Annotated in this window: 23 protein-coding genes; 14 read left to right on the top strand and 9 right to left on the bottom strand. The window is 44.9% G+C overall.

Annotation, left to right across the window (positions count from 1 at the left end; all coding sequences use genetic code 11):
• Window positions 1-5: 5 nt before the first annotated feature.
• A complete protein-coding gene (locus tag B5X68_RS20925) occupies window positions 6-1,223 on the bottom strand; it encodes an ABC transporter permease (RefSeq protein ID WP_082216720.1) in 1,218 nt (405 codons plus the stop codon).
• 26 nt (window positions 1,224-1,249) lie between these two features.
• Window positions 1,250-1,876 (bottom strand): ABC transporter ATP-binding protein, encoded by a 627-nt coding sequence (locus B5X68_RS20920; RefSeq protein WP_082216719.1) that lies wholly within the window; start codon window positions 1,874-1,876, stop codon window positions 1,250-1,252.
• Window positions 1,877-2,039: 163 nt separating this feature from the next.
• On the opposite strand from B5X68_RS20920, the gene B5X68_RS20915 reads away from it, so the two are divergent.
• The 4 genes from B5X68_RS20915 to B5X68_RS20900 are packed head-to-tail and all read left to right on the top strand — an operon-like array spanning window position 2,040 to window position 5,219.
• Window positions 2,040-3,050, top strand: a complete 1,011-nt coding sequence (locus B5X68_RS20915; protein WP_082216718.1) for a hypothetical protein — start codon at window positions 2,040-2,042, stop codon at window positions 3,048-3,050.
• A 48-nt stretch (window positions 3,051-3,098) separates the two neighbouring features.
• Window positions 3,099-3,764, top strand: a complete 666-nt coding sequence (gene porG / locus B5X68_RS20910; RefSeq protein ID WP_229208508.1) for a type IX secretion system protein PorG — start codon at window positions 3,099-3,101, stop codon at window positions 3,762-3,764.
• A gap of 4 nt (window positions 3,765-3,768) precedes the next feature.
• Complete coding sequence (locus B5X68_RS20905; protein WP_082216717.1) at window positions 3,769-4,308, top strand: DUF2911 domain-containing protein; 540 nt, start codon at window positions 3,769-3,771, stop codon at window positions 4,306-4,308.
• Window positions 4,309-4,328: 20 nt separating this feature from the next.
• Window positions 4,329-5,219 (top strand): trypsin-like peptidase domain-containing protein, encoded by an 891-nt coding sequence (locus B5X68_RS20900; protein ID WP_082216716.1) that lies wholly within the window; start codon window positions 4,329-4,331, stop codon window positions 5,217-5,219.
• On the opposite strand, the gene B5X68_RS20895 is transcribed toward B5X68_RS20900, so the two are convergent.
• Window positions 5,216-5,911, bottom strand: a complete 696-nt coding sequence (locus B5X68_RS20895; protein ID WP_082216715.1) for a YjjG family noncanonical pyrimidine nucleotidase — start codon at window positions 5,909-5,911, stop codon at window positions 5,216-5,218. The genes B5X68_RS20900 and B5X68_RS20895 overlap by 4 nt on opposite strands.
• Before the next feature lie 381 nt (window positions 5,912-6,292).
• On the opposite strand from B5X68_RS20895, the gene B5X68_RS20890 reads away from it, so the two are divergent.
• The 4 genes from B5X68_RS20890 to B5X68_RS20875 all read left to right on the top strand — a co-directional run bounded on the left by B5X68_RS20890 (window position 6,293) and on the right by B5X68_RS20875 (window position 8,789).
• Window positions 6,293-6,892 carry an RNA polymerase sigma factor gene (locus B5X68_RS20890; protein ID WP_026632052.1) on the top strand — a complete coding sequence of 200 codons (600 nt, stop codon included), beginning with the start codon at window positions 6,293-6,295 and terminating at the stop codon, window positions 6,890-6,892.
• Window positions 6,867-7,115, top strand: coding sequence for a hypothetical protein (locus B5X68_RS20885; protein ID WP_082216714.1), 249 nt, complete (start codon window positions 6,867-6,869; stop codon window positions 7,113-7,115). Before B5X68_RS20890 ends, B5X68_RS20885 begins: the two co-directional genes overlap by 26 nt.
• A 64-nt stretch (window positions 7,116-7,179) precedes the next feature.
• Window positions 7,180-7,842: an endonuclease III gene (gene nth / locus B5X68_RS20880; RefSeq protein WP_082216713.1), complete on the top strand. Its 663-nt coding sequence runs from the start codon at window positions 7,180-7,182 to the stop codon at window positions 7,840-7,842.
• A gap of 77 nt (window positions 7,843-7,919) precedes the next feature.
• On the top strand, window positions 7,920-8,789 hold the full coding sequence (locus B5X68_RS20875; protein WP_082216712.1) for an FKBP-type peptidyl-prolyl cis-trans isomerase: 870 nt from the start codon (window positions 7,920-7,922) through the stop codon (window positions 8,787-8,789).
• A gap of 50 nt (window positions 8,790-8,839) precedes the next feature.
• Here the strand turns inward: B5X68_RS20875 and B5X68_RS20870 are convergent, their stop codons facing one another.
• From B5X68_RS20870 to B5X68_RS20855, 4 genes are read right to left on the bottom strand one after another with little or no spacing between them, the layout of a single operon-like run.
• Window positions 8,840-9,967 (bottom strand): DegT/DnrJ/EryC1/StrS family aminotransferase, encoded by a 1,128-nt coding sequence (locus B5X68_RS20870; RefSeq protein WP_082216711.1) that lies wholly within the window; start codon window positions 9,965-9,967, stop codon window positions 8,840-8,842.
• Window positions 9,894-10,565 carry an acetyltransferase gene (locus tag B5X68_RS20865; protein ID WP_082216886.1) on the bottom strand — a complete coding sequence of 224 codons (672 nt, stop codon included), beginning with the start codon at window positions 10,563-10,565 and terminating at the stop codon, window positions 9,894-9,896. Before B5X68_RS20865 ends, B5X68_RS20870 begins: the two co-directional genes overlap by 74 nt.
• Before the next feature lie 33 nt (window positions 10,566-10,598).
• Window positions 10,599-11,270: a sugar transferase gene (locus tag B5X68_RS20860; RefSeq protein WP_082216710.1), complete on the bottom strand. Its 672-nt coding sequence runs from the start codon at window positions 11,268-11,270 to the stop codon at window positions 10,599-10,601.
• A complete protein-coding gene (locus B5X68_RS20855) occupies window positions 11,200-13,608 on the bottom strand; it encodes an alpha-ketoacid dehydrogenase subunit alpha/beta (protein WP_082216709.1) in 2,409 nt (802 codons plus the stop codon). The genes B5X68_RS20860 and B5X68_RS20855 overlap by 71 nt, the downstream gene beginning before the upstream one ends.
• Before the next feature lie 209 nt (window positions 13,609-13,817).
• Between B5X68_RS20855 and B5X68_RS20850 the strand changes: the two genes are divergently transcribed.
• Window positions 13,818-14,213 (top strand): DUF1573 domain-containing protein, encoded by a 396-nt coding sequence (locus B5X68_RS20850; RefSeq protein ID WP_082216708.1) that lies wholly within the window; start codon window positions 13,818-13,820, stop codon window positions 14,211-14,213.
• A gap of 70 nt (window positions 14,214-14,283) precedes the next feature.
• Here B5X68_RS20850 and B5X68_RS20845 read toward each other — a convergent pair whose 3' ends face one another.
• Window positions 14,284-17,190, bottom strand: a complete 2,907-nt coding sequence (locus tag B5X68_RS20845) for a putative LPS assembly protein LptD (protein WP_082216707.1) — start codon at window positions 17,188-17,190, stop codon at window positions 14,284-14,286.
• 75 nt (window positions 17,191-17,265) lie between these two features.
• Here B5X68_RS20845 and B5X68_RS20840 point away from each other — a divergent pair, with 75 nt between their 5' ends.
• The 4 genes from B5X68_RS20840 to B5X68_RS20825 all read left to right on the top strand — a co-directional run bounded on the left by B5X68_RS20840 (window position 17,266) and on the right by B5X68_RS20825 (window position 21,703).
• On the top strand, window positions 17,266-18,060 hold the full coding sequence (locus B5X68_RS20840; protein ID WP_082216706.1) for an N-acetylmuramoyl-L-alanine amidase family protein: 795 nt from the start codon (window positions 17,266-17,268) through the stop codon (window positions 18,058-18,060).
• 41 nt (window positions 18,061-18,101) lie between these two features.
• On the top strand, window positions 18,102-19,067 hold the full coding sequence (locus B5X68_RS20835; RefSeq protein ID WP_082216705.1) for an MlaD family protein: 966 nt from the start codon (window positions 18,102-18,104) through the stop codon (window positions 19,065-19,067).
• Between the two features lie 122 nt (window positions 19,068-19,189).
• A complete protein-coding gene (locus B5X68_RS20830; RefSeq protein ID WP_082216885.1) occupies window positions 19,190-20,803 on the top strand; it encodes an acyl-CoA carboxylase subunit beta in 1,614 nt (537 codons plus the stop codon).
• Between the two features lie 21 nt (window positions 20,804-20,824).
• Complete coding sequence (locus B5X68_RS20825) at window positions 20,825-21,703, top strand: NAD(P)-dependent oxidoreductase (RefSeq protein ID WP_082216704.1); 879 nt, start codon at window positions 20,825-20,827, stop codon at window positions 21,701-21,703.
• Between the two features lie 43 nt (window positions 21,704-21,746).
• Here B5X68_RS20825 and B5X68_RS20820 read toward each other — a convergent pair whose 3' ends face one another.
• Window positions 21,747-22,010: a hypothetical protein gene (locus tag B5X68_RS20820; RefSeq protein ID WP_229208507.1), complete on the bottom strand. Its 264-nt coding sequence runs from the start codon at window positions 22,008-22,010 to the stop codon at window positions 21,747-21,749.
• 122 nt (window positions 22,011-22,132) lie between these two features.
• Here B5X68_RS20820 and B5X68_RS20815 point away from each other — a divergent pair, with 122 nt between their 5' ends.
• The gene (locus B5X68_RS20815) at window positions 22,133-24,073 is read left to right on the top strand and encodes an SGNH/GDSL hydrolase family protein (RefSeq protein ID WP_082216702.1); all 1,941 of its coding nucleotides are present in this window, start codon (window positions 22,133-22,135) and stop codon (window positions 24,071-24,073) included.
• Window positions 24,074-24,105 lie beyond the last annotated feature (32 nt).

Below are 24,105 nucleotides of genomic sequence, written 5' to 3'. Positions count from 1 at the left end.
GAATATCATTCCTCCGCCAGTGTCCGGGAGATATTCAGCTTGTAAATGCCTAACGAAGGAAGTGCTGAGGCTAAAAATCCGATGAACAGGGCGACAAAAAACAGGTAAATTTCTTCCGGCAGAATGGTAAATTTCCTTAACGAATAGTGAAAATCCTGCTCAGCTGCTTTTGAAAATAACCATAGACCCGCGCGGCTCAGAATGATCCCGGCGAAATAACCAATGACCGCCAGCATTAAGCCTTCCAGCAAAAGCATCAGGAAAAGCCGCGTACGCGTCGCGCCCATGGAAAGCATCAGCGCCATTTCGTATTTTCTCTCTTTTAATGAATTGTAGAGTGAGATAAAAACGCTGATCCCGGCAATGCTGATGATGATTAAGGCCAATGCACGAAGCGTTTCAATACCGACACCGAGCAGGGAAAAAAGCCTGTTTATTTCAATGCTAGGCAGCGCTGCTTGCATGGATGTGTTGTCATTAATCTGCCGTGGGATCGTCATTAAGCCCATTGGGTTCCTGAATTGGATCAAGGCGCTGGTAACCTGTTTTCCTGCCTCGGATTCTTCATGGTCGTCGTGTTCCTCATGTTTTCCAGTTCCTTCATCTTCATGCGCATGAACATCCCAAACGCTTGACAGCCGGGTCAGGATTAGCTGATCAACCACAGATCCATTGGCTTCAAAAATGCCGGTAACCTTGTATTTTTTTTCCTTATGCGCCTCTCCCTCAGCATCCAGACCGTGAGAGCTTGCAAATGTGTCGCCGATTTTAAGTTGTGAAACAGCCGCCACTTTACTGCCTATGGTTACTTCCATAGATGCATTATAAAGTTGTCCCTGTGAAATCTTTGCCTGAAAATGCTCGATATATTTTAGCGTGGTGCCTACAATCCGAAACCCCTGGTAACTGTCGCCCATGGATAGCGGGATCACTGTTTTGACAAAAGGGTTTTTGCGCAATGCGTCCACTTCCGCCAGCAGAACATTACCCGTAGGCGCGTCAATCTGATAAATGCTTGACAGGATCAGTTGCAACGGGCTTCCCTTAGCGCCCACAACCATATCAATGCCGCGGATGTTTCGCCGGAATTGCTCGTCTAGTTGTTTGTTAAGTAATAAAAGCAGTGAGATCATGCCTATGCCGAGCGTCAGGAGCAACGCACTCAGAAAACTGTTGAGTTTTTTCTCTTTGAGATTGGCCAGGCTTATTTTAACAACATTCATTCCGTTCGGGATTAGTTAATGGCGGATTAAAGGTGAACCTGATTTGAAAATTCATCCTTCAAACGCTGGTCGTGCGTAACCACGATCAGGCTTGCGCCAATGGAAGCCGATTGTTCCTTTAATAGTGTGATTACATTTTGCGTATTGCTGTCGTCCAGGCTGGAAGTTGGTTCGTCCGCGAGGATTACATTAGGCTCATTCATTAAAGCGCGTGCAATACTGACACGCTGCTGCTCGCCCTGGCTTAATTGACTGGTTTTCTTGGGCAAATGTTCCGCAAATCCCAGTTTTTCAGCCAGCAGCCTGGCTTTATGAATATTCTCCTTCCGATCCGCCAGGTAATTGGATAACAATATATTATCCAGGACAGAAAGCGAGCTGACAAAATGTGGTTTTTGATAGATAATGCCGATATTCTTAGCCCTGATTTTGGTAACCTCTTCCGGAGAAAGGTTCGTCACAGGCCTTTCGGCAATCGAAATTTGCCCTGTTTCCGGTTGCAGTAGCAATGCCAGCAAATGAAGCAATGTGGTCTTTCCCTTTCCGGATTGTCCCAAAATAAGCAGCGTTTCCTTATCCTTGCACTGAATGTCAGGAAAGCTGAACTTCTTTTGGGGGGAATAGGAAAAGCGAAGATTAGTGCTTGAAATCATTGCAAAGGCTATTTATCATTTGCAATGATAAGGAAGTTTTGTTTTCGACAGCATTAAAAAAAATTACTCTTACAAATAAATCAATGGGAAATACGTTGAAATGGTGATATACCCTGAATAAAACCAACAACTGTTCTATTTTTGCAAAAAATTGATCTCACAAATGCGTAGAAAATCTGAATTAAAAAAAGTTTCCGGAGCGTTGGTATTCATCTTGACTTTTGGGCTTTTGTTTATGAATGAGGACGTCCAGGCGCAAAGCAGGGGCATTTTTGTTCCATATTCGACAGCGGGATTTGGGCTCGGAACTTCTAGCTATTTTGGAGATTTCGCACCTTACAGAAGGCCACTTGCTTCCACTTTTAAGATGATGCGGTGGAGCATCGGAGGCAATTACACACGCCATTTCACCCCGCGTCTGGCTGCCAGAGCAAGCTTTATTTATGCACGGATTGCGGGTGATGACTACATTATGAATCGCAGCGAGAAGCACGAATCAAACATTTTTTATGCGAGAAACCTACATTTCAGAAACGATTTGAAAGAGTTCTCTGTGCAGGGGATTTTTAAACTCACCCCGGATAACAGGAGTTACGACAGAAGGCCGCAGTTCGGCACCTATTTATTTGCAGGGATAGCACTTACGGCGCACAATCCCAAGGCGCTCGATTCCTTGAATGGTGACTGGATTAAACTGCAACCGCTTGGAACAGAAGGCCAGGGAAATGAAGGTTATGCTAAACCATATTCACTGGTGCAATTCGCTATACCCATCGGAATCGGCGTTCGTTACAAGATCAATTCAAAGCTGGATATTTCCGCCGAGCTAGGTTTCCGCAAGACATTTACCGATTACCTGGATGATGCACATGGTGCTTATGCAGATCCGGCACTGTTCGCGGATAATCCAACCGCGCTGGCTTTAAGCAACAGAACAACCGAGCGTTATGCAGCCAGAAAGGGCGCTGACAGGACAGAGGCATTGAAGAAGTTCCTGGTTGTTAATTATAGTCTTGAAACAAATGATCCTTTGGCAGCGATACCAACCACAGGATTCGGAGCTCCTGGAACCGACCGGGGAAACAGCCCTAGCTATACGGACAACTATTTATTTGGTATGATCCATATCAATTATATGTTGCCATCCCAGATCAAATGTCCTCCATTAAAATAACTAAGGCATCCATTGAAGTCTTCTTTGAAATTTATAAATGCTAAATACTTGCTGCTAAATCTGGCGGCAGGTATTTATTTTTTTGTGGCAATCGGAAATGAGGCCCGCGCGCAGAAAATCGAGATAGGAGCAGGGTTAGGGGGTTTAAATTACAAAGGCGACATTTCGCCATCGCTCAGGCTTCGGTTTTTCAAACCAGCAGGGAGCGTTTTTTTTCGCTATAACCCGAACCAGGCAGTTTCCCTCCGGGCTGAGTTGATGGGGGGCATTATCGGTGCTGATGACAAGCATAGTAAAGACCCGTTTCAACGAGCGAGAAATATGTCCTTTACGTCCCGCATCTTTGAGGGAAGCGCCGTAGCGGAGTATAATTTCCTTAATTTTCAGGAGCGCCGTTTTGCCGTGAACTGGAGTCCTTATCTTTTTGGCGGAATTGGTTATTCCACATTCAATCCTAGTCCGCAGGTTGGTAATTACAAGACAAGTACATTTATTCTTCCTTACGGGGTAGGAATTAAGTATCAGGTGCGCCGTCCCTGGAACATTGGCATTGAATATGGCGCCCGAAAAACCTATTCCGATTATCTTGATAATTTGGGGGGCGATGCGGTGAACACGGATAAATTGCAGCAAGGCGATCCGTCTTTAAAGGACAATTACTATTATTTGAGACTATCTGTCACATACACATTTTACAAAATCGTTTGCCCCTGATCCTATGAAAAGAGTTCTCCTTATTGTTGCTGTCTTGGTTGTTGTTGGTTTAGCCGGATTTTTTGGCATGAGAAAGTATACCAAATCTTTCAGCCCGGAAGCTGTGGCCGAGACGACAAATAATGGTGTGCATGTAAAAGTCACATATAGTAAGCCGGGCAAAAAAGGAAGGTTGCTTTTCGGACGAGAGCAGGATAAAGCGCTTTCACCCTACGGAAAGGTCTGGCGGACGGGAGCTAATGAGGCCACACTTATCGAACTTGGCGAAGGTTTGTCAATCGGCGGAAAACCGGTTAAGGCAGGCACTTATTCCCTTTATTCAGTCCCTGAACAAAGCACCTGGAAAATTATTTTGAATTCAGAGATCGGTCAATGGGGTACCGAATACAATGATGGCAAAGATATTCTGAATGTGGAAGTGCCTATTCGCATCCGGCCCACTGTGCAAGAATTATTTACAATCTACTTTGAAGATATACCGGGCGGTGTAAACATGATTTTGAGTTGGGACCAGACAGAAGCATTGGTCCCTATTACTAAGTAAACCGCTCGCCTGCAGCCCCTATGTTTGTTGAAGCTATTGAAAAAGTAGATCAGTACACCCGTCCCATTCACTTTATACTGCGTTATTACACCGGCAGCGACATCGTGCCGGGCACTGCTACATTGTTTTTTGTAAATGAAAATGGCTTTGCTATCACCTGCCGGCACGTTGCCCAGCAGATCTTATATGCAAGCTCCATTTATGAAAATTTCCTGAAATTCAAAAGTGAGCTAAGGAAGTTCGAAAAAGATCCCGGCTTTGAAACGCAACGTGGTTTTTTAGAAAATAAATACAGGATCAATGGCGACAATCCAATCAGGATACTTTTCAATTTCATCAATTGTGTAACAGCCTATAAAGGCATGGCGATCCATCTGCACCCGACCCAGGATCTCGCCATCATTCATTTCCGGGAATTTGAAAGTAAGCAATATCAAGGTTATGCGCGTTTTTTGAAAGATTCCAGGCAGGTAAAGCAGGGAAGATATCTTTGCCGCCTGGGTTATCCTTTTCCAGAATTCACAAATTATCAGTACAACAAAAATACAGGTGACATTGAGTGGCTCAACACAGGCCGCATTAACACGCCCAGCTTTCCGATAGATGGCATTATTACACGTCACATTGGCGAAAGCAACGGTGTGGTTGGCATTGAAATGAGCACGCCTGGTTTACGAGGACAAAGCGGAGGGCCGCTTTTTGATAAAAACGGGATTATTTACGGCATGCAAAGCTCAACGCGCCACCTGCATCTGGGCTTTGATCAGGTCAACAGGGAAGTGATCACCGAAGGTCACCGGAAACGTGTCTCAAATTATCCGTTCCTCAATGTAGGCCAATGCGTGCATGTGGACGTTATCAAGCAGTTTTTGCGTGAAAAGAAAGTGACTTTTTACGAAGAAGAAGTTTAGAGAATCAGCATCAACTCTTCCAGGCGCCTGATATCATATGTAGGGCTTTCATCAAACCGCAGTCCGGCAGGATTGTAGTAAGCCGTGTCTATTCCAAATTGTTTCGCGCCCATAATGTCCGCGATCCAGTTGTCCCCGATCATAATGCTTTCCGAAGGCACAGCCCGCGCGGTCTCAAGCGCATATGCGAAAATTTTAGGATCCGGCTTTTTCGCATTCGCGGTCTCGAAAGTGATGATGTTTTCAAAAAAATGGCCGATTTCCGAGCTTGCTATCTTTCTCGCCTGGATTTCGTTGAAACCGTTGGTAATGATGTGCATGGCATAGCCAGCGGAGTTTGCGTAGTTGAGCAGATCAAGTGCTCCTTCCAGTAAATGTTTTTTATCAGGAAGTGTGCGCAGGTAGGCTTCGCCAATTTCCGAGTGGTTGGGTGGCAGCTGCGCACCAAGTTCTTCAAAAACCATCTTGAACCTGTTCTCGCGTATATAGGTATGGTGCACCTTCCCACGGTCAAAGGCGTCCCATAATGCGGTATTTATTTTCAAAAAAGACTGGATAAACGAGTCCAGAGACGATACGCCGTACTGAATCAGGGTAAGCGTGTGAAAAATTTCTTCCAGAGATTCGGAAGAATTTTTTTCAAAATCCCAAAGTGTATGGTCCAGATCGAAGAAAAGATGCCGGTATTTCATATCTGGTAAAAATTCAAATTTTATTAGAAAAGTGAAATTTAATTTTTATTCGGTAAAAATCATAAATAAAAAATAAGAAGTGATCCAAACACCATATCGGTAACGTAAGTCATTCGATAAGTTCTATTAATTATTGCAATAAGAACACGGTGCCTGGTCAGCACGCGTATATTCTTCAAATGAAGGGTTTGTTGTTAACAGTTGTTAATGAAATTTATTTTACAAAAAAAAGAAACCTAAAGATTTGCAAATTATTTTTCAAATCCATTTCTTTGATATGTATAATTCAAAATACAGAAAAGACAGTTCATTATTTCACTAAACAGAAAGGAGAAACAATATCGACGAACCGCTCTACGTTAACTAAATCGAATAGTAAAAATGGAGAAAGTCCAAGTTAGCGACAGTGAGTTGGTAACATTGTATATCCGCGGTAATGAAAAGGCATTTGAAAAGCTTGTTCAGCGCCACAAATCAAGAATATACACCACTATTTATCTAATTGTTAAGGACCAGTATGTAGCCGAAGATTTATTACAGGATACATTTATTAAGGCCGTTGACACGATAAAAGGTGGTAGATATAATGATGAGGGCAAATTCCTGCCATGGATTATACGTATCGCACACAACCTCGCCATTGATTATTTCAGACGCGATAAACGCTACCCCAATGTAGTATTTGAAGATGGAAGCAGTGTTTTCAATACGCTGGATTTTTCGGAAGATTCCGTAGAGTCAATCCAGATTCGGCAGGAAACACATGAGCAACTGCGGGAGATGATCCAGCGGTTACCTGATGTTCAGAAGCAAGTTTTGATCATGCGCCACTACGAGGACATGAGCTTTCAGGAAATTGCGGATGCGACAGGAGTGAGTATTAATACGGCATTGGGCAGGATGCGTTACGCGTTGATAAACTTGCGTAAGCAATTCAACCAACGTGCCCCACAGTATGACAAAAACTTTTACCTACGATGACGTTGTAAGGTATTTATATGCCGAAACAACAGAGACTGAAAATGACCTGATTGTTGAGGCGCTAGCGCTTGACAATGATTTGATGAGCTTTTATCTGGACTCACTCGATATTCAGAGCCAGATGGACAAAATCGTTCGGACCCCTTCGGATCTCACGGTTTCAAAAGTCTTCAAATATTCTCAACAGTTTTCACAAAAAAGACCCACCGCTCTTTCATTTTAAGAGGTGGGTCTTTTTTTATTCCAATCTGTAACCGACCGCATGCATTTGCGGCCAGGATTTCTGTATGCTTAGAAAAGACCGATTCAAGTTCTTCCTTGATTATTTTACCAATAACTTTCCTGAACCTGAGACCGAGCTGCATTACGGAAGTCCATACGAGTTGCTCGTTGCCGTAGCCCTTTCTGCGCAATGCACAGACAAGCGCGTGAATATGGTCACGCCTGCACTTTTTGAGCGGTTTCCCGACCCGCAGGCATTGGCTGCGTCTAATGTTGAAGAAGTTTTTACGTACATCCGCTCCATTTCTTACCCCAATAACAAAGCAAAACATTTGGTTGGGATGGGAAGAATGCTTGTTGGGCAGTTCAATTCGGAAGTTCCTGCTTCGATCGAAGACTTACAAAAGTTGCCGGGCGTAGGGAGAAAGACGGCGAATGTGATCGCTTCTGTCATTTTCAATCAGCCTGCAATGGCTGTTGATACCCATGTCTTTCGTGTTTCAAGGCGAATCGGACTTGTTCCGCTTACTGCAACCACGCCATTAGCAGTAGAAAAAGCACTTTTGAAATACATTCCCAGAAATCTCGTTCACAAAGCGCATCACTGGCTCATTCTGCATGGCCGTTACATTTGTCTTGCACGCAATCCCAAATGTCTGGAATGCCCGCTGTCGCCGAGTTGTAGATATTTTGAAAAGAATGTGAATGTTCCTCTTTTTCATTCCTGATTACAACCATTTCAAGGTTACAAGCATCTCTGTCTAAAAACAACAGTTCCCACTAATTTAAAGAAGAAGGAAAAGAAATGAAGCGAATTAATTTATCATTGATCATCGTATTTGCCCTGCTTATCGGTTTGTCGGGTTGTATGGATTCGGACAATACGGATGATACTGCGAAAGTAAAAGAGAACGAAGTTGCTATCGAGAACTATCTTAAAACGGACAGCTCAGGTTCAAAAGCCATCAGAGACAGCTCGGGACTATACTATATCACCCGGGTCGCCAATCCAAATGGCGTGTTAGCAAAAAGAGGCGATGCGGCAACGATCAAATACACAGGTTACCTGCTCGACGGAACCAAGGTTGTGTCATCCACGGTGGACAGCAAAACAACATTTACTTTTCCGGTTGAGGGTTACCAATATTGGGGTGGCATAGAACGAGGCATATTTTTGATGAGAACAGGCGAAAAAACAACATTCTTTTTGCCATTTTATCTGGCTTCCGGAAATGTGGATAAAGTAAATATCCCGGCCTATTCACCGATCCGTCTGGAAGTTGAATTTATCAAAACCCGCTCTGAGTCGCAGCAAATTGATGATTTTATTGCAGCGAAAGGTTATAAACCCGCAAACATTGAAAGAACTTCTGATAACCTCGTGATCATCCGGACAAATACCGTAACCGGCGATACGATACCTGTTGGAAGAGCGGTGAGTGTCAAATACGTTGGCAGATTACTCGATGACACAAAATTTGATGAAAGAACGAGCAGTTTCACGACCGGATCGGCTGGAACAATCCCGGGATTTGACCGGGCGCTCCGCAAACTGCGTTTTAAAGAAAAAGCGATTATCATTTTCCCTTCTGCTCTTGGCTATGGGAAAACCGGATTCAATACGATTTTGCCTTATACACCTTTGCAATTCGAAATTGAGGTTCTGCAACCATAATAATATCAGTTAATTACGGAATGTCCGCGAAGCCTGTTCGCGGACATTTTTTATGTAAAAAGGTTACTAATCGCGCCTCTAACCCGTTCCAGATCCCCCGGTAACAGGCTTGAACCAGAGGGCAAACAAATTCCCGTTTGAAACAATTGCTCAGCCACGGTGCCACCAAAGTAAAGAGCGTCCTTAAAAACAGGCTGTAAGTGCATTGGCTTCCACAAGTGCCTGGATTCAATGTTCCTGCTTTCTAACTCCGCAATCAGCATTTGTGGCGAAATTTCTGATTGTTGAAAATCGATTGATAAAGCAGTTAGCCAACGATTCGAGAAGCATTCCGCAAACTCGTTTTGAAAGCTTAGTCCCGGTAAATTTTGTAATGCTTTTTGATAAAAATCATAGATAGCCCTTCTCTGGGCGATTCGTGTTTCTAAAACCTGCATTTGCCCTCTTCCTATTCCCGCACAAATATTGCTTAGGCCATAATTATAACCCGTTGCCGAATGCTCGTAATACGGTGCGGGATCTCTTGCCTGGGCAGCCAGAAACTTCGTTTTTTCAATGAGCTTGCGATCGGCAGACCAAAGCGCTCCGCCTCCCGATGTCGTGATGATCTTATTGCCATTAAAAGAGAATATACCGAACGCGCCAAATGAACCGGCTTTTTGACCATTGTATTCGGAGCCAAGCGCCTCGGCAGCGTCTTCTATCAGTGGAATGTCATAGCGATTGCATAACGCAAGAATTTCATCCATACGCGCGGGCATTCCGTACAGATGCACGATAATGATGGCCTTGGGCCTTTTTCCTTTATTGAAACAATGCCGGATGGCATGTTCCAATGCATCCGGACAAATATTCCAGGTGACTGGCTCACTATCGACAAAAATGGGAATGCCGCCTTGGTAAATAATCGGATTGGCGCTAGCTGCAAATGTGAGAGACTGGCAAATCACGACGTCGCCTTTCCCAACACCGAGCATGATCAGTGCAAGATGCAACGCCGCGGTCCCCGATGACAATGCTGCAACATGTCCAAAACCGATAAACTCTTCAATCTGCTTCTCGAAAGCAGCAACATTGGCACCAATAGGCGCGATCCAGTTTGTTTCAAATGCCTGCTGAATGTAAGTCATTTCCGTGCCGCCCATATGCGGTGGCGAGAGCCAGATTTTCTTTTCCATAGTGTGTTTGTGTAATGATTCGTGCAGGATTTCCGCGGACAATGACCCCGTCGGGGATATTTTTCGTGACGACGCTTCCCGCGCCGATCAGACAATTTTTTCCAATGACAACATTGGGAACGACGACGCTTCCTGCGCCGATCAGCGTGCATTCGCCAACCGTAACATTGCCGCAAAGCACCGAGCCGGGAGCGATGTGGACAAAATCTGAAATTTTACATTCATGTTCGATTATTGCGCTCGTGTTAATAATGCAATGATTACCAATGATCGCATCGGTTTGAATAACAGCGCAGTGCAGGATCACATTTCCCAAGCCGAAGCGAACATCGCGGTCAATCAGAGAGGAATAATGAAATACGTTTTCGAAGCGGTGAACGATTTTTGCGGCCAGCTGCGCGCGCTTAGCATTGTCGCCTATTGCCAGGATCAATGTTTCATGAACATGCAAATCGGGATCGTAGGAACCTGTAACTGAGATTTCTTCAAATGTCCTTTTTGCTGGATCATCATCAAAAATCGCTTTTACAGAAGTGCCTGAATTCCTCAGTAAACTAATAATAACCTTGGCGTGACCGCCTGCACCGTATATGAGCATAAATTGTTGAAATGTGTGTGAAATATGATGTTTTTATAAACCCTTAAATTTTTCGAATGAGGCATGTGTTTGTTTCCCTGGTTTTTTGAATATCATTATGAAGGTCAAATACAAGATCTGCATATCCAGTCTGAAAGATTTGTTCTTTACATACCAGACATCCAGTTCAAATTTCTTTTCCCAAGCGATCGCGGTGCGTCCGTTAACCTGCGCCCAGCCTGTGATGCCGGGCATAACATCGTGACGCATGCGTTGTTCAGCATTGTACAGTTCGAGATACTCAGGAAGCAGCGGTCTTGGTCCTACGAGGCTCATATCGCCTTTCAAAACATTCCAAAGCTGCGGGATTTCGTCCAGTGAAGTTCTGCGGAGGAATTTGCCGAATGGCGACATGCCATGTGTCTTTGTGCTTGGTGTAGCCTGAACGTCAGTTAATGTGCGGAATTTGATCAAAACAAAAACCTTCCCATTCAATCCAGGCCTCAACTGAATGAACAACACATTACCTTTGGCTTCCAGCCAAATCAATAAAGAGATTAAAACAAAAAGCGGCGACAGGATGATTAGTCCGGTCGCCGCTAAAAATATATCTAAAACTCTTTTTCCTATTTTGAAATAAACAGCATTAACAATGTCAGAAAAGCTCCGGGTAATGTTCCGGGTTGGCTTCTCGCATGATTCGGTAGGCTGCTTCGAAAATGTCATCTGCGTTTGGTTTAGAGAAATAATCGCCATCCGATCCGTATGGAGGACGGTGATCTTTCGCCGAAACGGTTATGGGCGCAGAATCCAGCCAGCGATAAACATTTTGCTTTTCCACCACCTGCTGCATCATATAAGCAGAAGCGCTTCCCGGCAAATCCTCGTCAGCGAAAATAACCCTGTTGGTTTTTTTAACAGATTCGGCAATGCGGCTGTTAATATCAAAAGGCAACAAAGTCTGCACATCAATAACCTCTGCTTCTATGCCTGATTTTTGCAATTGAGCTGCGGCTTCCATTACTATACGGCACATGGAGCCATAGGTCACAATGGTAATGTCATTTCCTTCACGAATTATTTCAGGTTCACCCAGTGGGACGCAGATTTCGCCGATATTGTTTGGTAAAATTTCTTTTTGGCGGTAAGAATTAAGCGGCTCAACGATTAAAGCGGGGTCGTCGCCTTTCATTAATGTATTGTAAAATCCGGCGGCTTGCACAAAATTTCGTGGTACAATAACATGGATCCCGCGAAGGCTGCTCAACATAGTGCCCATCGGAGAACCGGAATGCCAGATTCCTTCGAGCCTGTGCCCGCGCGTACGAATGATTAAGGGTGCTTTTTGTCCACCGGCAGTTCTATAATGTAATGTTGCCAGATCGTCCGTAAGCGTTGCCAGCGCATAGTAGATATAATCAAAATACTGGATTTCTACGATCGGCCTTAATCCCCGCATGGACATCCCGATGCCCTGTCCCACGATCGTCGTCTCCCGGATTCCCGTGTCTGTAATTCTTAATTCACCAAATTTCTCCTGCAAACCTGCTAGTCCCTGATTTACGTCACCGATGAAACCAACGTCTTCGCCCAACGTCACTACACGAGGATCTCTTTCGAAAAGTGCATTGAAATACGAACGAATAATTTCCCGGCCATCCACGGTTGGGCTGTCTTCTGTAAATACAGGCTTTACTTCTGCAACATTTAAAGGAGATTCGGCAGATTCGCTGTAAAGATGGGTGCTAAAACGCAGAGCGTTGTCTTTCAGGCTACTTTGAAGCGATGCTTTCAGCGCATCTTTCATTGGATTATCTTCTCTTCCGAGCAGTCGCAAAGCTTTTCGAACGCTGGAAACCATATCCCTTCTTACCGGGAGATAAGTTTTAGAGAGTTCCAGGATAATATTGCTCAGTTCGTTGGAATGCGAACTCGACCGCATGGCGTCCTGCAAGAGTTGGATCGTTTCGAGATATTCCTTATCGAGTTCCTTGCGGTAAGCCTGCCAAGCCAGGTTACGCGCATTATGGGCAGTTTCTTTGGCCTCAACCTCTATTTGTTCGAGCTCCTCGTCCGTTGCGTAGCCGTTTTGCAGGATCCAGTTGCGAAATCGTAGATTGCAATCGCGATCGTTTTCCCATTTCAATCGCTGCTTCGATTTGTATCGCTCATGCGACCCGGAAGTGGAATGGCCCTGAGGTTGCGTAAGCTCAGTAACATGGATTAAAACGGGAACATGCTCTTCTCTGCAAAGCTTCGCAGCCCTTTGGTAAGTCTCAATAATAGCCGGATAGTCCCAGCCTTTTACTGTAAATATTTCTAATCCAAGCTCTTCCTCATTGCGTTGCAAACCTGCCAGCGCCTTGGAAATACTTGATTTTGTAGTCTGATATTCAACAGGAACGGAGATGCCATAACCATCGTCCCAAACGGACGTCAGCAGTGGAATTTGCAAAACTCCGGCCGCATTCATCGCTTCCAGGAACATGCCCTGAGAGGTGGACGCGTCGCCAATCGTTGCAAAAACAATCTCATTTCCCTGCCGTGTAAAATTCGTCAGATGGTGTAGATCCGGGTTTTCCCGGAATAATTTTGAAGCATAGGCAAGGCCGACAGCCCTGGGGATTTGCCCGGCCGTAGAAGATATGTCACAAACCGAATTATAAAGTTTTGTCTGATCCAGCCACTGACCGTTTTCATCCAGCCACCGGGTGGAGAAATGTCCGTTCATGGATCTCCCGCCCGTACTTGGCTCGTGTTCGAGATCCGCGTGGGCGTACATTTGCGCAAAAAATTGTTGCCAGGTAATGTTACCGACAGCGGCTTCAATCGTCTGGTCCCGGTAATATCCGGAGCGAAAATCTCCTAGCTTAAATGCTCTCGACAATGCGATCTGCGCTACCTCTTTACCATCTCCGAAAATGCCAAATTTAGAACGGCCGCCCATGGTATCCTTCCTTCCCAGCAAACTCACCTGACGACTTTCGCAAGCAAGGCGATAATCTTTGGTGATACTCTCCTTACTCAACACACTGGAACCGGTCAAACTATCATTTTGAAGCATAAGCAAAATTTACTTGGAATGAATCCGTAGTTAAATTACGTTTTTTTGAATGCAAGCCAAAATTATGCAGGAAAATAATAAACACCGCAGTGGCACGTATAACTTTCGAGGGCATTGTTAATATTGGTTAATGATTATTAAATTTAACTTTTATAACTTAATCTTGTTTGCTAGTTACTTTTTTCACCACTAAATGTATAGTTAGTATCATGAAAGTATTTTTTTCCGCGCTGGTTTTATTGGTAGGCTTGTCCACCGTTAGTTTTGCGCAAAAAGGTGTGTTGAAATTCAAAGAAGAAACGCACAAATTTGGTAAAGTGCCACAAGGAACGCCTGTAACGCATGAATTCGTGTTTACTAACACAGGATCTGATCCGGTTGTACTTTCTAATGTAACTGTGTCTTGCGGATGTACAACACCAGTTTGGTCAAAAGAGCCGGTACTTCCAGGTAAAACGGGTTCTGTAAAAGCAACATTCAATGCAGCTGCGGCAGGTCCTTTTAACAAGCCTGTAACGGTTTTCAGTAACACCGAAGGAGGTTCAATTACTTTGTACCTGAACGGTGAAGTGGTTCCGAAAGCAGCAGCAAAATCTTCCAAATAATCCGAGACGGTATTTGGTGAAAATGGCGGTCCTGAGTGGGCGGCCATTTTTTTATGCCCTTACCGCAATGTTAATAAGCAGATCTGTCGTAGAATGAGCGGCGACGCGTCACTTTCAAATCCTGCAGAATGCTTGATTTTACTTTTAATGTAAAGTTATAATTGCTCACCCGGGAGGCGCTTCCGGCAAAGGGCGTCCAGCTGAAACTCATGTCCCAGCAATGCAGGTCGCGGTAAAGAGTTAGGGAAGTGATTGTAGGTTCAAAGGCGGTAAAATCAAAACCTGTGTTCACACTCACTTTGAAATTCTTGGATAAGCTCAGGTCACCCGTCACCTGAACAGCCTGGATAAGCTGCGCTTTCGAAAGTCCGGGTTTGGTTAAGCCAAAGTTATAGTTCAAAGAAACATTCCAGGGGATATTAAAATCCACATACAATTCTGGATTCTGGGCGATGAATTCGCGCTGCTCCTCGGTAACTGTCGGGTTTCCGTTTGCTGCAGGTGTAACCGGTTTGGTTTTATCCGAGCTTTTCGGCGCAAAGCTCGTTCCAACTGTGAAGCCCAGATTTTGCAGATTTGCCAATCCTTGTCCTTGTGTAATGGCATATTTGTTAACTTTAGTCCCAACCTGATTGCTTAAAATCCGTGGATTTGCCTCATATGCATAAGGATCCAGGTTCATATTGAAGTTCAGATTCAGGTTTTTTCCAATCCGCGCGTTAGCATTCACCGTAATGTTGGACAAGTTGAGCGAGTCGGCCAGCAGGTTATAATTTCCTCCCAAACTCAGGTTATCCAGCAACGACACTTTCTCAAATTGCTGTGCAGCAGTGTCACTTTTGGTTTTAAGTTTCATTTCAAATGAGTTGTTCAAACTAAAAGAAATGACACTCGAAGCGCGCCCGTTGCTTACGCCTGTCCCTACACCTCTGAACCGCGATAACGAATATTCTTCGTCCAATCCCCGGTTTTTAATGTTCACTTTTTGATAAAAACCAAAAGCATCACCCGTAAAATCCGGCGTGTAAGTAAATGATAATGAAGGAATAACAGTATGCCGGATCGCTTCAAGCCGCTTGCCTTTGACGAAGAATGTCCCGTAAAAACGGGTGTTCACGCCCGCACCGAAATTGTAAGAATATTCTGTTCCGGCCTGCCTTAATGTATCAATCCGGACCTGGTTTTTTTCAACTGAATACGCATATTGTTTGGTAAAAACTTCACCCTGTAACGAAAGGCTCGGCGTAACATTCACAAACCTTAGAACCTTAAAGTTGGGAAGCGAAATGGGCAAGCTGTAACGGCCTGTAAACTGCGCGTCCTTCAACATTTCAGGAAGGTTGTTGAGGTTAAATGGGACGATTTTTGTCGTCTGACGCGTAGGATCGACATTGTTAATGATTGAGAAACCGAGACTTGCAGAGTTTGTATCTATCGGGGTCAGCGAGTTGGTCAATTCGTAATTCCCACTGAAATCAAGTCCCAAACGGAAGCTTTCATACCATCTACCGCGTCCGCCTTTCAGCGCAAAGGGAGCGATCTGGTTTACGCCAAAGCTGAAATCCGTTGATATGTTCGTTTTGCCGTCCTTTTTTCTTCCATTAGCAGCAGGATCAGGATCAATCTGTCCAAAGTTCTGATTCACCCGTAAACTCGCTGCGGCACGCATAAATTGTCCGAAAGTGCGGTTATACTGCACGGATGAACTGGCCACATTCGAGATATATTTGTTGGTTTCAAATTCCTGCAACTGGTTGTAGCTGTTACTACTAACATTCACATTCGCAGAAAATTGCGAGTTTCCGCGCGGCCTCGGCGCGTGGGACCAGATAATGCTGAAATCATTGGTTTGCCCCCGGCCCAGGTCCCTGTCAACCTCATCGCTAGATTTATTTTTATTGAAGCGCAAAGCGAAATTACCATTGTATTGATAACGTCTGGTATAAGTGGAAGCAACGCCCAATCCCCAGCTTCCTGTTGAATAAATCTGGCCGGTAACTGATGCATTAATATATTCGCTGATCGCGAAATAATAACCGCCTTCCCGCAGGTAAAATCCACGCCCATTAGGTTCTTCTCCATATGTAGGAAAGAGAATTCCCGAGGTGCCATTTTCTTTCTTTTTTGGAAAAGGAAAAAAGCCGAAAGGAAGCGCAATTGGAAGCGGGACATCACTGATAACCAAATTGAAAGGCCCGGAAATAACCTGCTTTTTATTCACCATCTTAATCTTCGGCGCATTAATGAAGTAATGCGGGTGCGTCAGATTGCAGGTTGTATATATGGAATGGCGAATGTAAAAATTCCCTTCAGCGTCTTTCTTGACCTTTTCACCCCTAATGTTACCATCGCCTTCCTGCGTTACAATGCCCTGGATCAAAGCCTTTTTGGATTTGAAATTGTAGCGGATTTCCTTGGTGTTGTAAGTTTCCGGCCCATCCTGAAATATCGGATCGCCCACCGTTTTTTTGGAAGTGGAATCGGCAGGATCGGTGGTTCCGATAGCATAAACCTCGTTGGTGACCCAATTGAGGCGGATATAAGAGGCTTTCAGATTAATGGTCCCATACGTAACTTCGGCATTTCCGTACAAATGCACCTGTTTGAGCACCGCGTCCATAATCGTTGAATCTTCCGCAGTATATTGAACGGTGTTTTGAAGATCGTCGGGATTTGATAGCGAATCTACCGCAGTGGAGTCTGTTAATCCTTTATTAGTGAGCGAAGTATCGCCTAATGTGACCGAACCACTCTTGGACGCAGCATTCTTCCCAGCACCGGTTGTGTCGATGCCAGCTTGTTTTTTAGCAGCAACAAGAGAATCCGCTGACTGTTTGGCAGAAGTTGTAACGTTCGGCTTGCCCTGATTTTTCCCGGTCCTCTTGGTGCGTTGCTGTACACAGGCCACTGTGCTGAATATAAGAAACGCCGCAACTACTGACGATATAATAATCGCCTTTCTTTTCAGTTCTAACAAATAGCGTATTTTTGCATAACGAATTTCAAAATTAGCAGAGAAACCTCTAACGAGTAACGCCCTAATTAAAAAATAATGTTAAAAGTTCTTAAATTAGTAATTGTCGCAAGCACCCTTTTTGCAAGTCTCGCTTTTGTTATTCAAGATGATCCCGCTCCGGCAAAATCCAGTAAAGTTAACACGGTCGTAATTGATGCCGGCCATGGAGGAAAAGATCCTGGGACCCGGGGGCGTGTTACCAAGGAAAAAGACGTTGCGTTAGCAGTTGCTCTGGAACTTGGGCGAATGATCAAAGAAGAAACTCCTGACGTAAAAGTACTATATACCAGGTCAACTGACGTTTTTATTGAGTTAGGCGAGCGCTCCGCTTTTGCAAATCGCAACAATGCAGACCTTTTTATCTCTGTCCACTGCAATGCCACGCCGAGTTCCAGATCGGTAAGAGGGACTGAAACTTTCGTTATGGGTTTGCACAAAACACAAGGAAACCTCGACGTTGCGAAGCGGGAAAACTCTGTTATTTTGCAGGAAACCAACTATAAGCAAAAATACAAGGGCTTTGATCCCAATTCTCCGCTGGCGCACATTATGCTTGCCAATTATCAGAGTGCATTTATTTCCAGCAGTCTCCGCCTGGCAGATCTGATCGAAAAAAAATTTCAATCCGTGTCTGACCGCGAGAGCCGGGGCGTGAAACAAGCCGGGTTTTTGGTGTTGTGGAGATGTGCTATGCCCGCCGTGCTGATTGAAACAGGCTTCTTATCCACTCCCGATGAAGAGCGATATCTGGGATCCGAGGATGGCCAGAGGGAAGTGGCCGAGTCCATTCACCAGGCATTTATGGCTTATAAAAAAGATATGGACCGATAAGTAAGGTTATATCTTAAATTTCGATTTCAATTAATTAGCCCATGAAAATATCAAGAGAAACAAAAGTTGGAATCATGGCGGTCGTCGCTATCGTCATGTTATATTTCGGCTTTCACATCCTAAAAGGCTCCGACGTTTTTTCCAGAACCCATAAATATTACGTGGTTTATGACAACATCGACGGCCTTACCGCGTCCAATCCCGTGTTACTGAATGGGTTGAATGTGGGTCGCGTGCAGGAAATCAAATTATTACAGAGCCGGAAAAATCAGTTACTGGTTACCATCGACGTTCAAAAAGGAGTTGTCGTTCCGGGCGGAACGGCTGCTATCCTGGCCGACGGTGGTTTGCTGGGTGGAAAAGTCATTAATCTGGCAGTAGGCACCGGGCCCGCGTTGCAGGAAGGTGATACATTGATTTCTCGCAAGGAAGCGGGTATTTCGGCTGTTTTGCAGGAACAGGCTTTACCCTTGGTTAATCATGCCGATTCGCTCATTAAAAATCTGGATGTGGTTGTGATGGGCTTTAAGGAAACAGGGCTGATTCTGAATCAGGTTCTCAAAAATTATAATCAAACAGGCACCAATTTACAGGGTTTACTGAATGAAAACCGCACGAATCTGGTCGCCTTAACCTCTAATTTGAACAAACTTTCCACTTCTTTGGTGGAAACGGAGAAAGAATTGAAACCGCTTCTCGCCAAAACCGGCACATTAGCAGATTCGCTGAATGCATTGCGGCTCGGGGAAACGGTCCAGAATGCAAACAGGACTATCGGAGAGTTGCACACATTGCTGGCGAGTGTTGAATCGGGCAAAGGAACCGCCGGAAAGCTTATTAAAGACGAAACGCTTTATAACAACATTGACCGCACAATGGTAAGCCTTAACAAGCTTTTGACAAACCTGCGTGAACATCCGAAACGTTACATTAACATTTCTGTTTTTGGTAAAAAAGACAAAGGACCAGTAGAATCGCCGCTTGACACAACCACTGTTATTAAATAGAAATTTCAGTTTCAAGTATTGCTAAATAAAATTGAAGTCGTTTGCTTACGGGTAAACGACTTTTTATTTTTGAAAATAAACCTGACCTTCCCGTCAGCGACGAATTACATTACTTCATCAATATGACCAGTCAAGACAGTCTTCCTCAATTGATCCAGGTTCTTCAGCAAAAATACGAGCAGGTTAAACTCGGCGGCGGTCAGAAAAAAATTGAAGCGCAGCATAAAAAAGGAAAGCTTACTGCCAGAGAACGGATTGATTATCTGATCGATACGGAGTCTTATTTTCTTGAAATAGGCGCTTTCACTGCCGACCGCATGTACGAAGCGGAAGGTGGCTGCCCGTCTGGCGGAGTGGTCGCAGGAATAGGTTATGTGTCAGGAAAACAATGCATGATCGTTGCTAACGACGCCACTGTGAAGGCGGGTGCCTGGTTTCCGATTGCCGCCAAGAAAAATCTCCGTGCGCAGGAAATCGCTATGGAAAACCGCTTACCAGTCATTTATCTGGTGGATAGCGCGGGCGTTTATCTGCCCATGCAAGCAGAAGTTTTTGCGGACAAGGAGCATTTTGGAAGAATTTTCAGGAACAATGCGCAAATGTCGGCCATGGGAATCGTACAGATTTCGGCTATTATGGGCAGTTGTGTGGCCGGCGGGGCATATTTACCTATCATGTCGGACGAAGCATTTATAGTTGAAGGAACCGGTTCGGTTTATCTCGCTGGGCCTTATTTGGTGAAATCTTCTATTGGCGAAGATGTGGATTCAGAATCGCTGGGCGGTGCTTCGATGCATTGTGAGATATCCGGCGTGACCGATAACAAGTTTCCAGACGATAAATCTTGCCTGGATGCCATTAAGCGACACATTGATAAAATAGGAAGGCCCGCTTCCGCAGGTTTTGATAAAAAAACACCTATAAAACCCAAGCGCATTCCCGAAGAAATTTATACACTCTTACCCACCGACCGACTGAAACCGTACGACATGCGCCACATTCTGGAATGCATCGTGGACGATTCGGAACTGGATGAATACAAGCCGGACTATGGAAAGACATTGATTTGCGCTTATGCGCGTGTGGATGGCTGGGCTGTCGGAATTGTGGCCAATCAGCGTAAAATGGTTAAATCCGGCAAAGGCGAAATGCAGATGGGCGGTGTCATTTATGGCGAATCGGCTGATAAGGCCGCGCGGTTTATCATGAACTGCAACCAGAAAAAAATCCCGCTCATTTTCTTCCACGATGTGACGGGCTTTATGGTTGGAAGCCGCGCCGAGCAGGGTGGGATCATTAAAGACGGCGCCAAAATGGTGAATGCGGTTGCCAATTCGGTTGTTCCAAAATTCACATTTATTGTAGGGAATTCCTATGGTGCCGGCAATTATGCCATGTGTGGAAAAGCATATGATCCGCGGCTGATCTTTGCGTGGCCCACAGCGCAAATGGCGGTTATGAGCGGCGCAACAGCGGCTAAAACGTTGCTGCAAGTACAAACAGCAACATTAAAAGCGAAAGGCGAAACCATTACACCAGAAGCTGAAAAGGCATTGCTGGACGAAATCACAGATCGTTACAATCAGGAATTATCACCTTATTACGCCGCGGCACGATTATGGGTCGATGGCATCATTGATCCGGTGGAAACCCGGAAAATTATCTCTATTGGCATTGCAGCAGCAGATCAGGCTCCGATCGAGAAGCCTTTTAATGTTGGGGTCATGCAGGTTTGATTCTACTAAACGTTAATAATTATGTCTGAAAAAATAGCATTCCTGGGTTTAGGTAACCTCGGGACACCGATTGCAGAAAGTTTGATAAATGCGGGTTACGAGTTGACCGTTTGGAATAGAACGGCTTCAAAAGCGGAACCTTTGACTAAATTAGGCGCAAAAGTCGTTGAGAACGCTATTGATGCCATTGAGACAGGGGGAATCGTCATTTCAGTGCTGGCCGACGATGCAGTTGTTGAAGAAATTTTCTCCATGGAACTGGTTGAGAAGCTGGGCAAAGGCGGCATCCACATTTCCATGAGCACCATTTCACCGGAAACTTCGCGCCAACTTAGCCAGATACACGACTGGTATGGAGCCACTTACATTGCCGCACCAATTTTCGCAAGACCGGAAGCGGTTGTCGCCGGAGTAGGGAACATTGCCATTTCAGGGAAGGCGGCCGCGAAGGAAATTGTGAAGCCTATTTTACAGGGTTTTGTAAAAGGAATTTACGATTTCGGAGAAGATCCCGGCGCCGCCAATGTGGTAAAGCTGGCTGGAAATTTCATGATTGCGGCGAGTTTGGAAATGATGGGAGAGGCATTCACAATGGCAGAGAAGAACGGGATTTCAAGACAAAGCATTTACGAAATGCTAACCCAGACATTGTTTGCGGCGCCGATATTCCAGAATTACGGAAAATTGGTTGCTAATAACGTTTATGAACCGGTTGCGTTTAAACTTGCTCTAGGGCTCAAAGACATTAACCTTACATTACAAACTGCGTCGGACGCCAATGTTCCTATGCCTATGGCTGATCTCATTCGTAACCGGTTTATTTCAGCACTTGCAAAAAAGAGGGATAACCTGGACTGGAGCGCGCTGGCCCAGGGCGCTTCTGATGACGCCGGGGCATAAAAAAAGGCTGCATATGCAGCCTTTTTCACCATTTAGTGAGCAATTAATTGTTCTCACTAAATTCAAGTAACATCTCATCAGTTATATTATTCTTCTCCTTAAAGTCAGCGACTGTTTCAGTGAACGAAGTCTGCAGATCTTCCACGTGCTGAAGATTTTTATAAACACCGTCATAAATCTCGTTTAGCGATTTATCAAGGTTCTGAACGTTCACATTCATATTTTCCGTTTCGATCTGACCTATCTTTTTGATCACCGCAGTCTCACTGTTTTTTAAATCTTCGATTTCACGGAGAATCTTCTCCATGGTCTTAAACTTTTCGATCTTATCCATAAGTCTTCTTATATAGTTTGGTACCAACACTTAAAATATCATACCAACCGTGAAATTTTACCGGTAAATCCGGTTTGCATTTTCCTTTATCCGGCATGATGAAGAGAAATTTAATTAGAATATGGTTTGCCGTTCTAATGGTCTCAGGGCCATTTATCGTAGCTCAGCCTGCCGAGAAAGTGTCAACCTGGAAGGGATTTGAGAAGATAGATTTCACTTTCGAAAACAGAAATGCCTGGTTTGTAAAACCGCAAAAGGCCATTGCCGGAAACCCCTGGGTGTGGCGCGCACATTTCCCAACCTGGCACACAGAAATGGACAGTATTCTGCTTTCTCGAGGGTTTCATATTGCCTATATCAACACCAATGATATGTTTGCGCACCCCAAAGCCATGCAAGTTTGGGATGCTTTTTATGATTATCTGGTAAATCAAAAGCACTTCGCACCCAAGGTCGCGCTTGAAGGTGTAAGCCGGGGCGGATTGTATGTATATGGCTGGGCAAAACGTAATCCCGACAAAGTTAGCTGCATTTATGCCGAAGCCCCGGTTTGCGATCCAAAAAGTTGGCCGGGAGGAAAGGGAAAAGGGCCGGGATCTGAAAAAGACTGGGCAGCCTGGCTGAAACTCTTTAATTTATCGGAGGAAGAAGCCGCAAAGTTTACCGACATTCCGTTAAATGATCTGGCCGGGTTAGCGGCATTTAAAGTGCCGATCATTCATGTTATCGGCCTGAAAGACAAGCATGTTCCCGCCGAGGAGAACAGTGATTTGTTGGTCAAAAACTATATGCAACTCGGCGGTCCCATCAGCGTTTACCCGATGACGCGCGGCGAGCAGGAAATGGAAGGGCATCATTTTCCCATCGAGCATCCTGAGTATTTTGCCAATTTCATTGAACAGCATAGCGTTCCGGTTCAAAAACCATTGGCTCACAAGCCTTATATTCAGGTTAATAAGGGCTTGGGCAATGCTTTTGATAAATTCAAAAAAGAGAAAAAAGGCACGGTCGCATTCTTAGGTGGCTCCATCACGCATAATCCGGGCTGGCGCGACAAAACGGCGCAATATCTGAAAGAACATTTTCCGGATACCGACTTTACCTTTATTGCGGCAGGCATTCCGTCACTGGGAAGTACGCCGCACGCATTTCGTTTTACCCGCGACGTGCTGGCAAAAGGCACGCCCGATTTGCTTTTCCTGGAAGCTGCCGTGAATGACCGGGGGAATGGTTTTAGCGAAAAAGCACAGATTAGAGGCCTGGAAGGGATTTTGAGACATCTATATGCAGCTAATCCAAAGGCCAATGTTGTGTTAATGGCATTTGCCGAGCCAATGAAAAATACAGATTATGAAAATGGAAAAGAGCCTCTGGAAGTTGCAGTGCATGAGCGTGTTGCAAAACATTATGGAGCCGCTTACATTAATTTAGCCAAAGAAGTTTACGATCGTATCGCAGCAGGGGAATTTTCGTGGAAATACGATTTCAAAGACCTGCATCCGTCGCCTTATGGTCAGGAAGTGTATTTTCAAACCATTAAGGAATTGATCAAAACGGATAGCGGCACGGTTACAGACGCGATCACACTTCCGGCAGCGCTGGACAAATTTTCTTACGAAAAAGGAAGCTATCATGAGATTACGGAATCCAAAAATCTAAAAGGATTTTCTGTCAACCCCGATTGGAAACCAGCGGACAAAACGCCCACCAGGCCCGGGTTTGTCAATGTTCCCATGCTGGTAGGCGAGCAGCCAAACGCCTCGCTGGACCTTGAATTCAAAGGCCGCGGCGTAGGCATAGCCATCATCTCAGGCCCAGACGCAGGAAAAATCACCTACACGATCGACGGCAAAAAATCCCAGCCCCTTGACCTCTTTACCCCATGGAGCAACCAGCTGCATTTACCCTGGTATCTCATGCTGGGCGACGAACTCTCCCCCGGGAAGCATAAACTGCACCTAACCATCGCCAATGACAAGAATGAAAAGAGCACAGGAAATGCTTGTCGGATCGTTTATTTTTTAGTGAATGAATGATTATATAAATTTGGCTGAGCGTTAAGCTTCAT

Source organism: Dyadobacter psychrophilus (genome assembly GCF_900167945.1).
GTDB lineage: Bacteria > Bacteroidota > Bacteroidia > Cytophagales > Spirosomataceae > Dyadobacter > Dyadobacter psychrophilus.
The sequence above is the reverse complement of the archived record's forward strand: the minus strand, read 5'-3'. Positions and strand labels throughout refer to the sequence as shown.

Bases quoted from the DNA above. Each gene is read 5' to 3' on its own strand.
- B5X68_RS20925 (WP_082216720.1), bottom strand. From the start codon at position 1,223: ATGAATGTTGTTAAAATAAGCCTGGCCAATCTCAAAGAGAAAAAACTC.
- B5X68_RS20920 (WP_082216719.1), bottom strand. From the start codon at position 1,876: ATGATTTCAAGCACTAATCTTCGCTTTTCCTATTCCCCCCAAAAGAAG.
- B5X68_RS20915 (WP_082216718.1), top strand. From the start codon at position 2,040: ATGCGTAGAAAATCTGAATTAAAAAAAGTTTCCGGAGCGTTGGTATTC.
- B5X68_RS20905 (WP_082216717.1), top strand. From the start codon at position 3,769: ATGAAAAGAGTTCTCCTTATTGTTGCTGTCTTGGTTGTTGTTGGTTTA.
- B5X68_RS20900 (WP_082216716.1), top strand. From the start codon at position 4,329: ATGTTTGTTGAAGCTATTGAAAAAGTAGATCAGTACACCCGTCCCATT.
- B5X68_RS20895 (WP_082216715.1), bottom strand. From the start codon at position 5,911: ATGAAATACCGGCATCTTTTCTTCGATCTGGACCATACACTTTGGGAT.
- B5X68_RS20890 (WP_026632052.1), top strand. From the start codon at position 6,293: ATGGAGAAAGTCCAAGTTAGCGACAGTGAGTTGGTAACATTGTATATC.
- B5X68_RS20885 (WP_082216714.1), top strand. From the start codon at position 6,867: ATGACAAAAACTTTTACCTACGATGACGTTGTAAGGTATTTATATGCC.
- nth (WP_082216713.1), top strand. From the start codon at position 7,180: ATGCTTAGAAAAGACCGATTCAAGTTCTTCCTTGATTATTTTACCAAT.
- B5X68_RS20875 (WP_082216712.1), top strand. From the start codon at position 7,920: ATGAAGCGAATTAATTTATCATTGATCATCGTATTTGCCCTGCTTATC.
- B5X68_RS20870 (WP_082216711.1), bottom strand. From the start codon at position 9,967: ATGGAAAAGAAAATCTGGCTCTCGCCACCGCATATGGGCGGCACGGAA.
- B5X68_RS20865 (WP_082216886.1), bottom strand. From the start codon at position 10,565: ATGCTCATATACGGTGCAGGCGGTCACGCCAAGGTTATTATTAGTTTA.
- B5X68_RS20860 (WP_082216710.1), bottom strand. From the start codon at position 11,270: ATGACATTTTCGAAGCAGCCTACCGAATCATGCGAGAAGCCAACCCGG.
- B5X68_RS20855 (WP_082216709.1), bottom strand. From the start codon at position 13,608: ATGCTTCAAAATGATAGTTTGACCGGTTCCAGTGTGTTGAGTAAGGAG.
- B5X68_RS20850 (WP_082216708.1), top strand. From the start codon at position 13,818: ATGAAAGTATTTTTTTCCGCGCTGGTTTTATTGGTAGGCTTGTCCACC.
- B5X68_RS20840 (WP_082216706.1), top strand. From the start codon at position 17,266: ATGTTAAAAGTTCTTAAATTAGTAATTGTCGCAAGCACCCTTTTTGCA.
- B5X68_RS20835 (WP_082216705.1), top strand. From the start codon at position 18,102: ATGAAAATATCAAGAGAAACAAAAGTTGGAATCATGGCGGTCGTCGCT.
- B5X68_RS20830 (WP_082216885.1), top strand. From the start codon at position 19,190: ATGACCAGTCAAGACAGTCTTCCTCAATTGATCCAGGTTCTTCAGCAA.
- B5X68_RS20825 (WP_082216704.1), top strand. From the start codon at position 20,825: ATGTCTGAAAAAATAGCATTCCTGGGTTTAGGTAACCTCGGGACACCG.
- B5X68_RS20820 (WP_229208507.1), bottom strand. From the start codon at position 22,010: ATGGAGAAGATTCTCCGTGAAATCGAAGATTTAAAAAACAGTGAGACT.
- B5X68_RS20815 (WP_082216702.1), top strand. From the start codon at position 22,133: ATGATGAAGAGAAATTTAATTAGAATATGGTTTGCCGTTCTAATGGTC.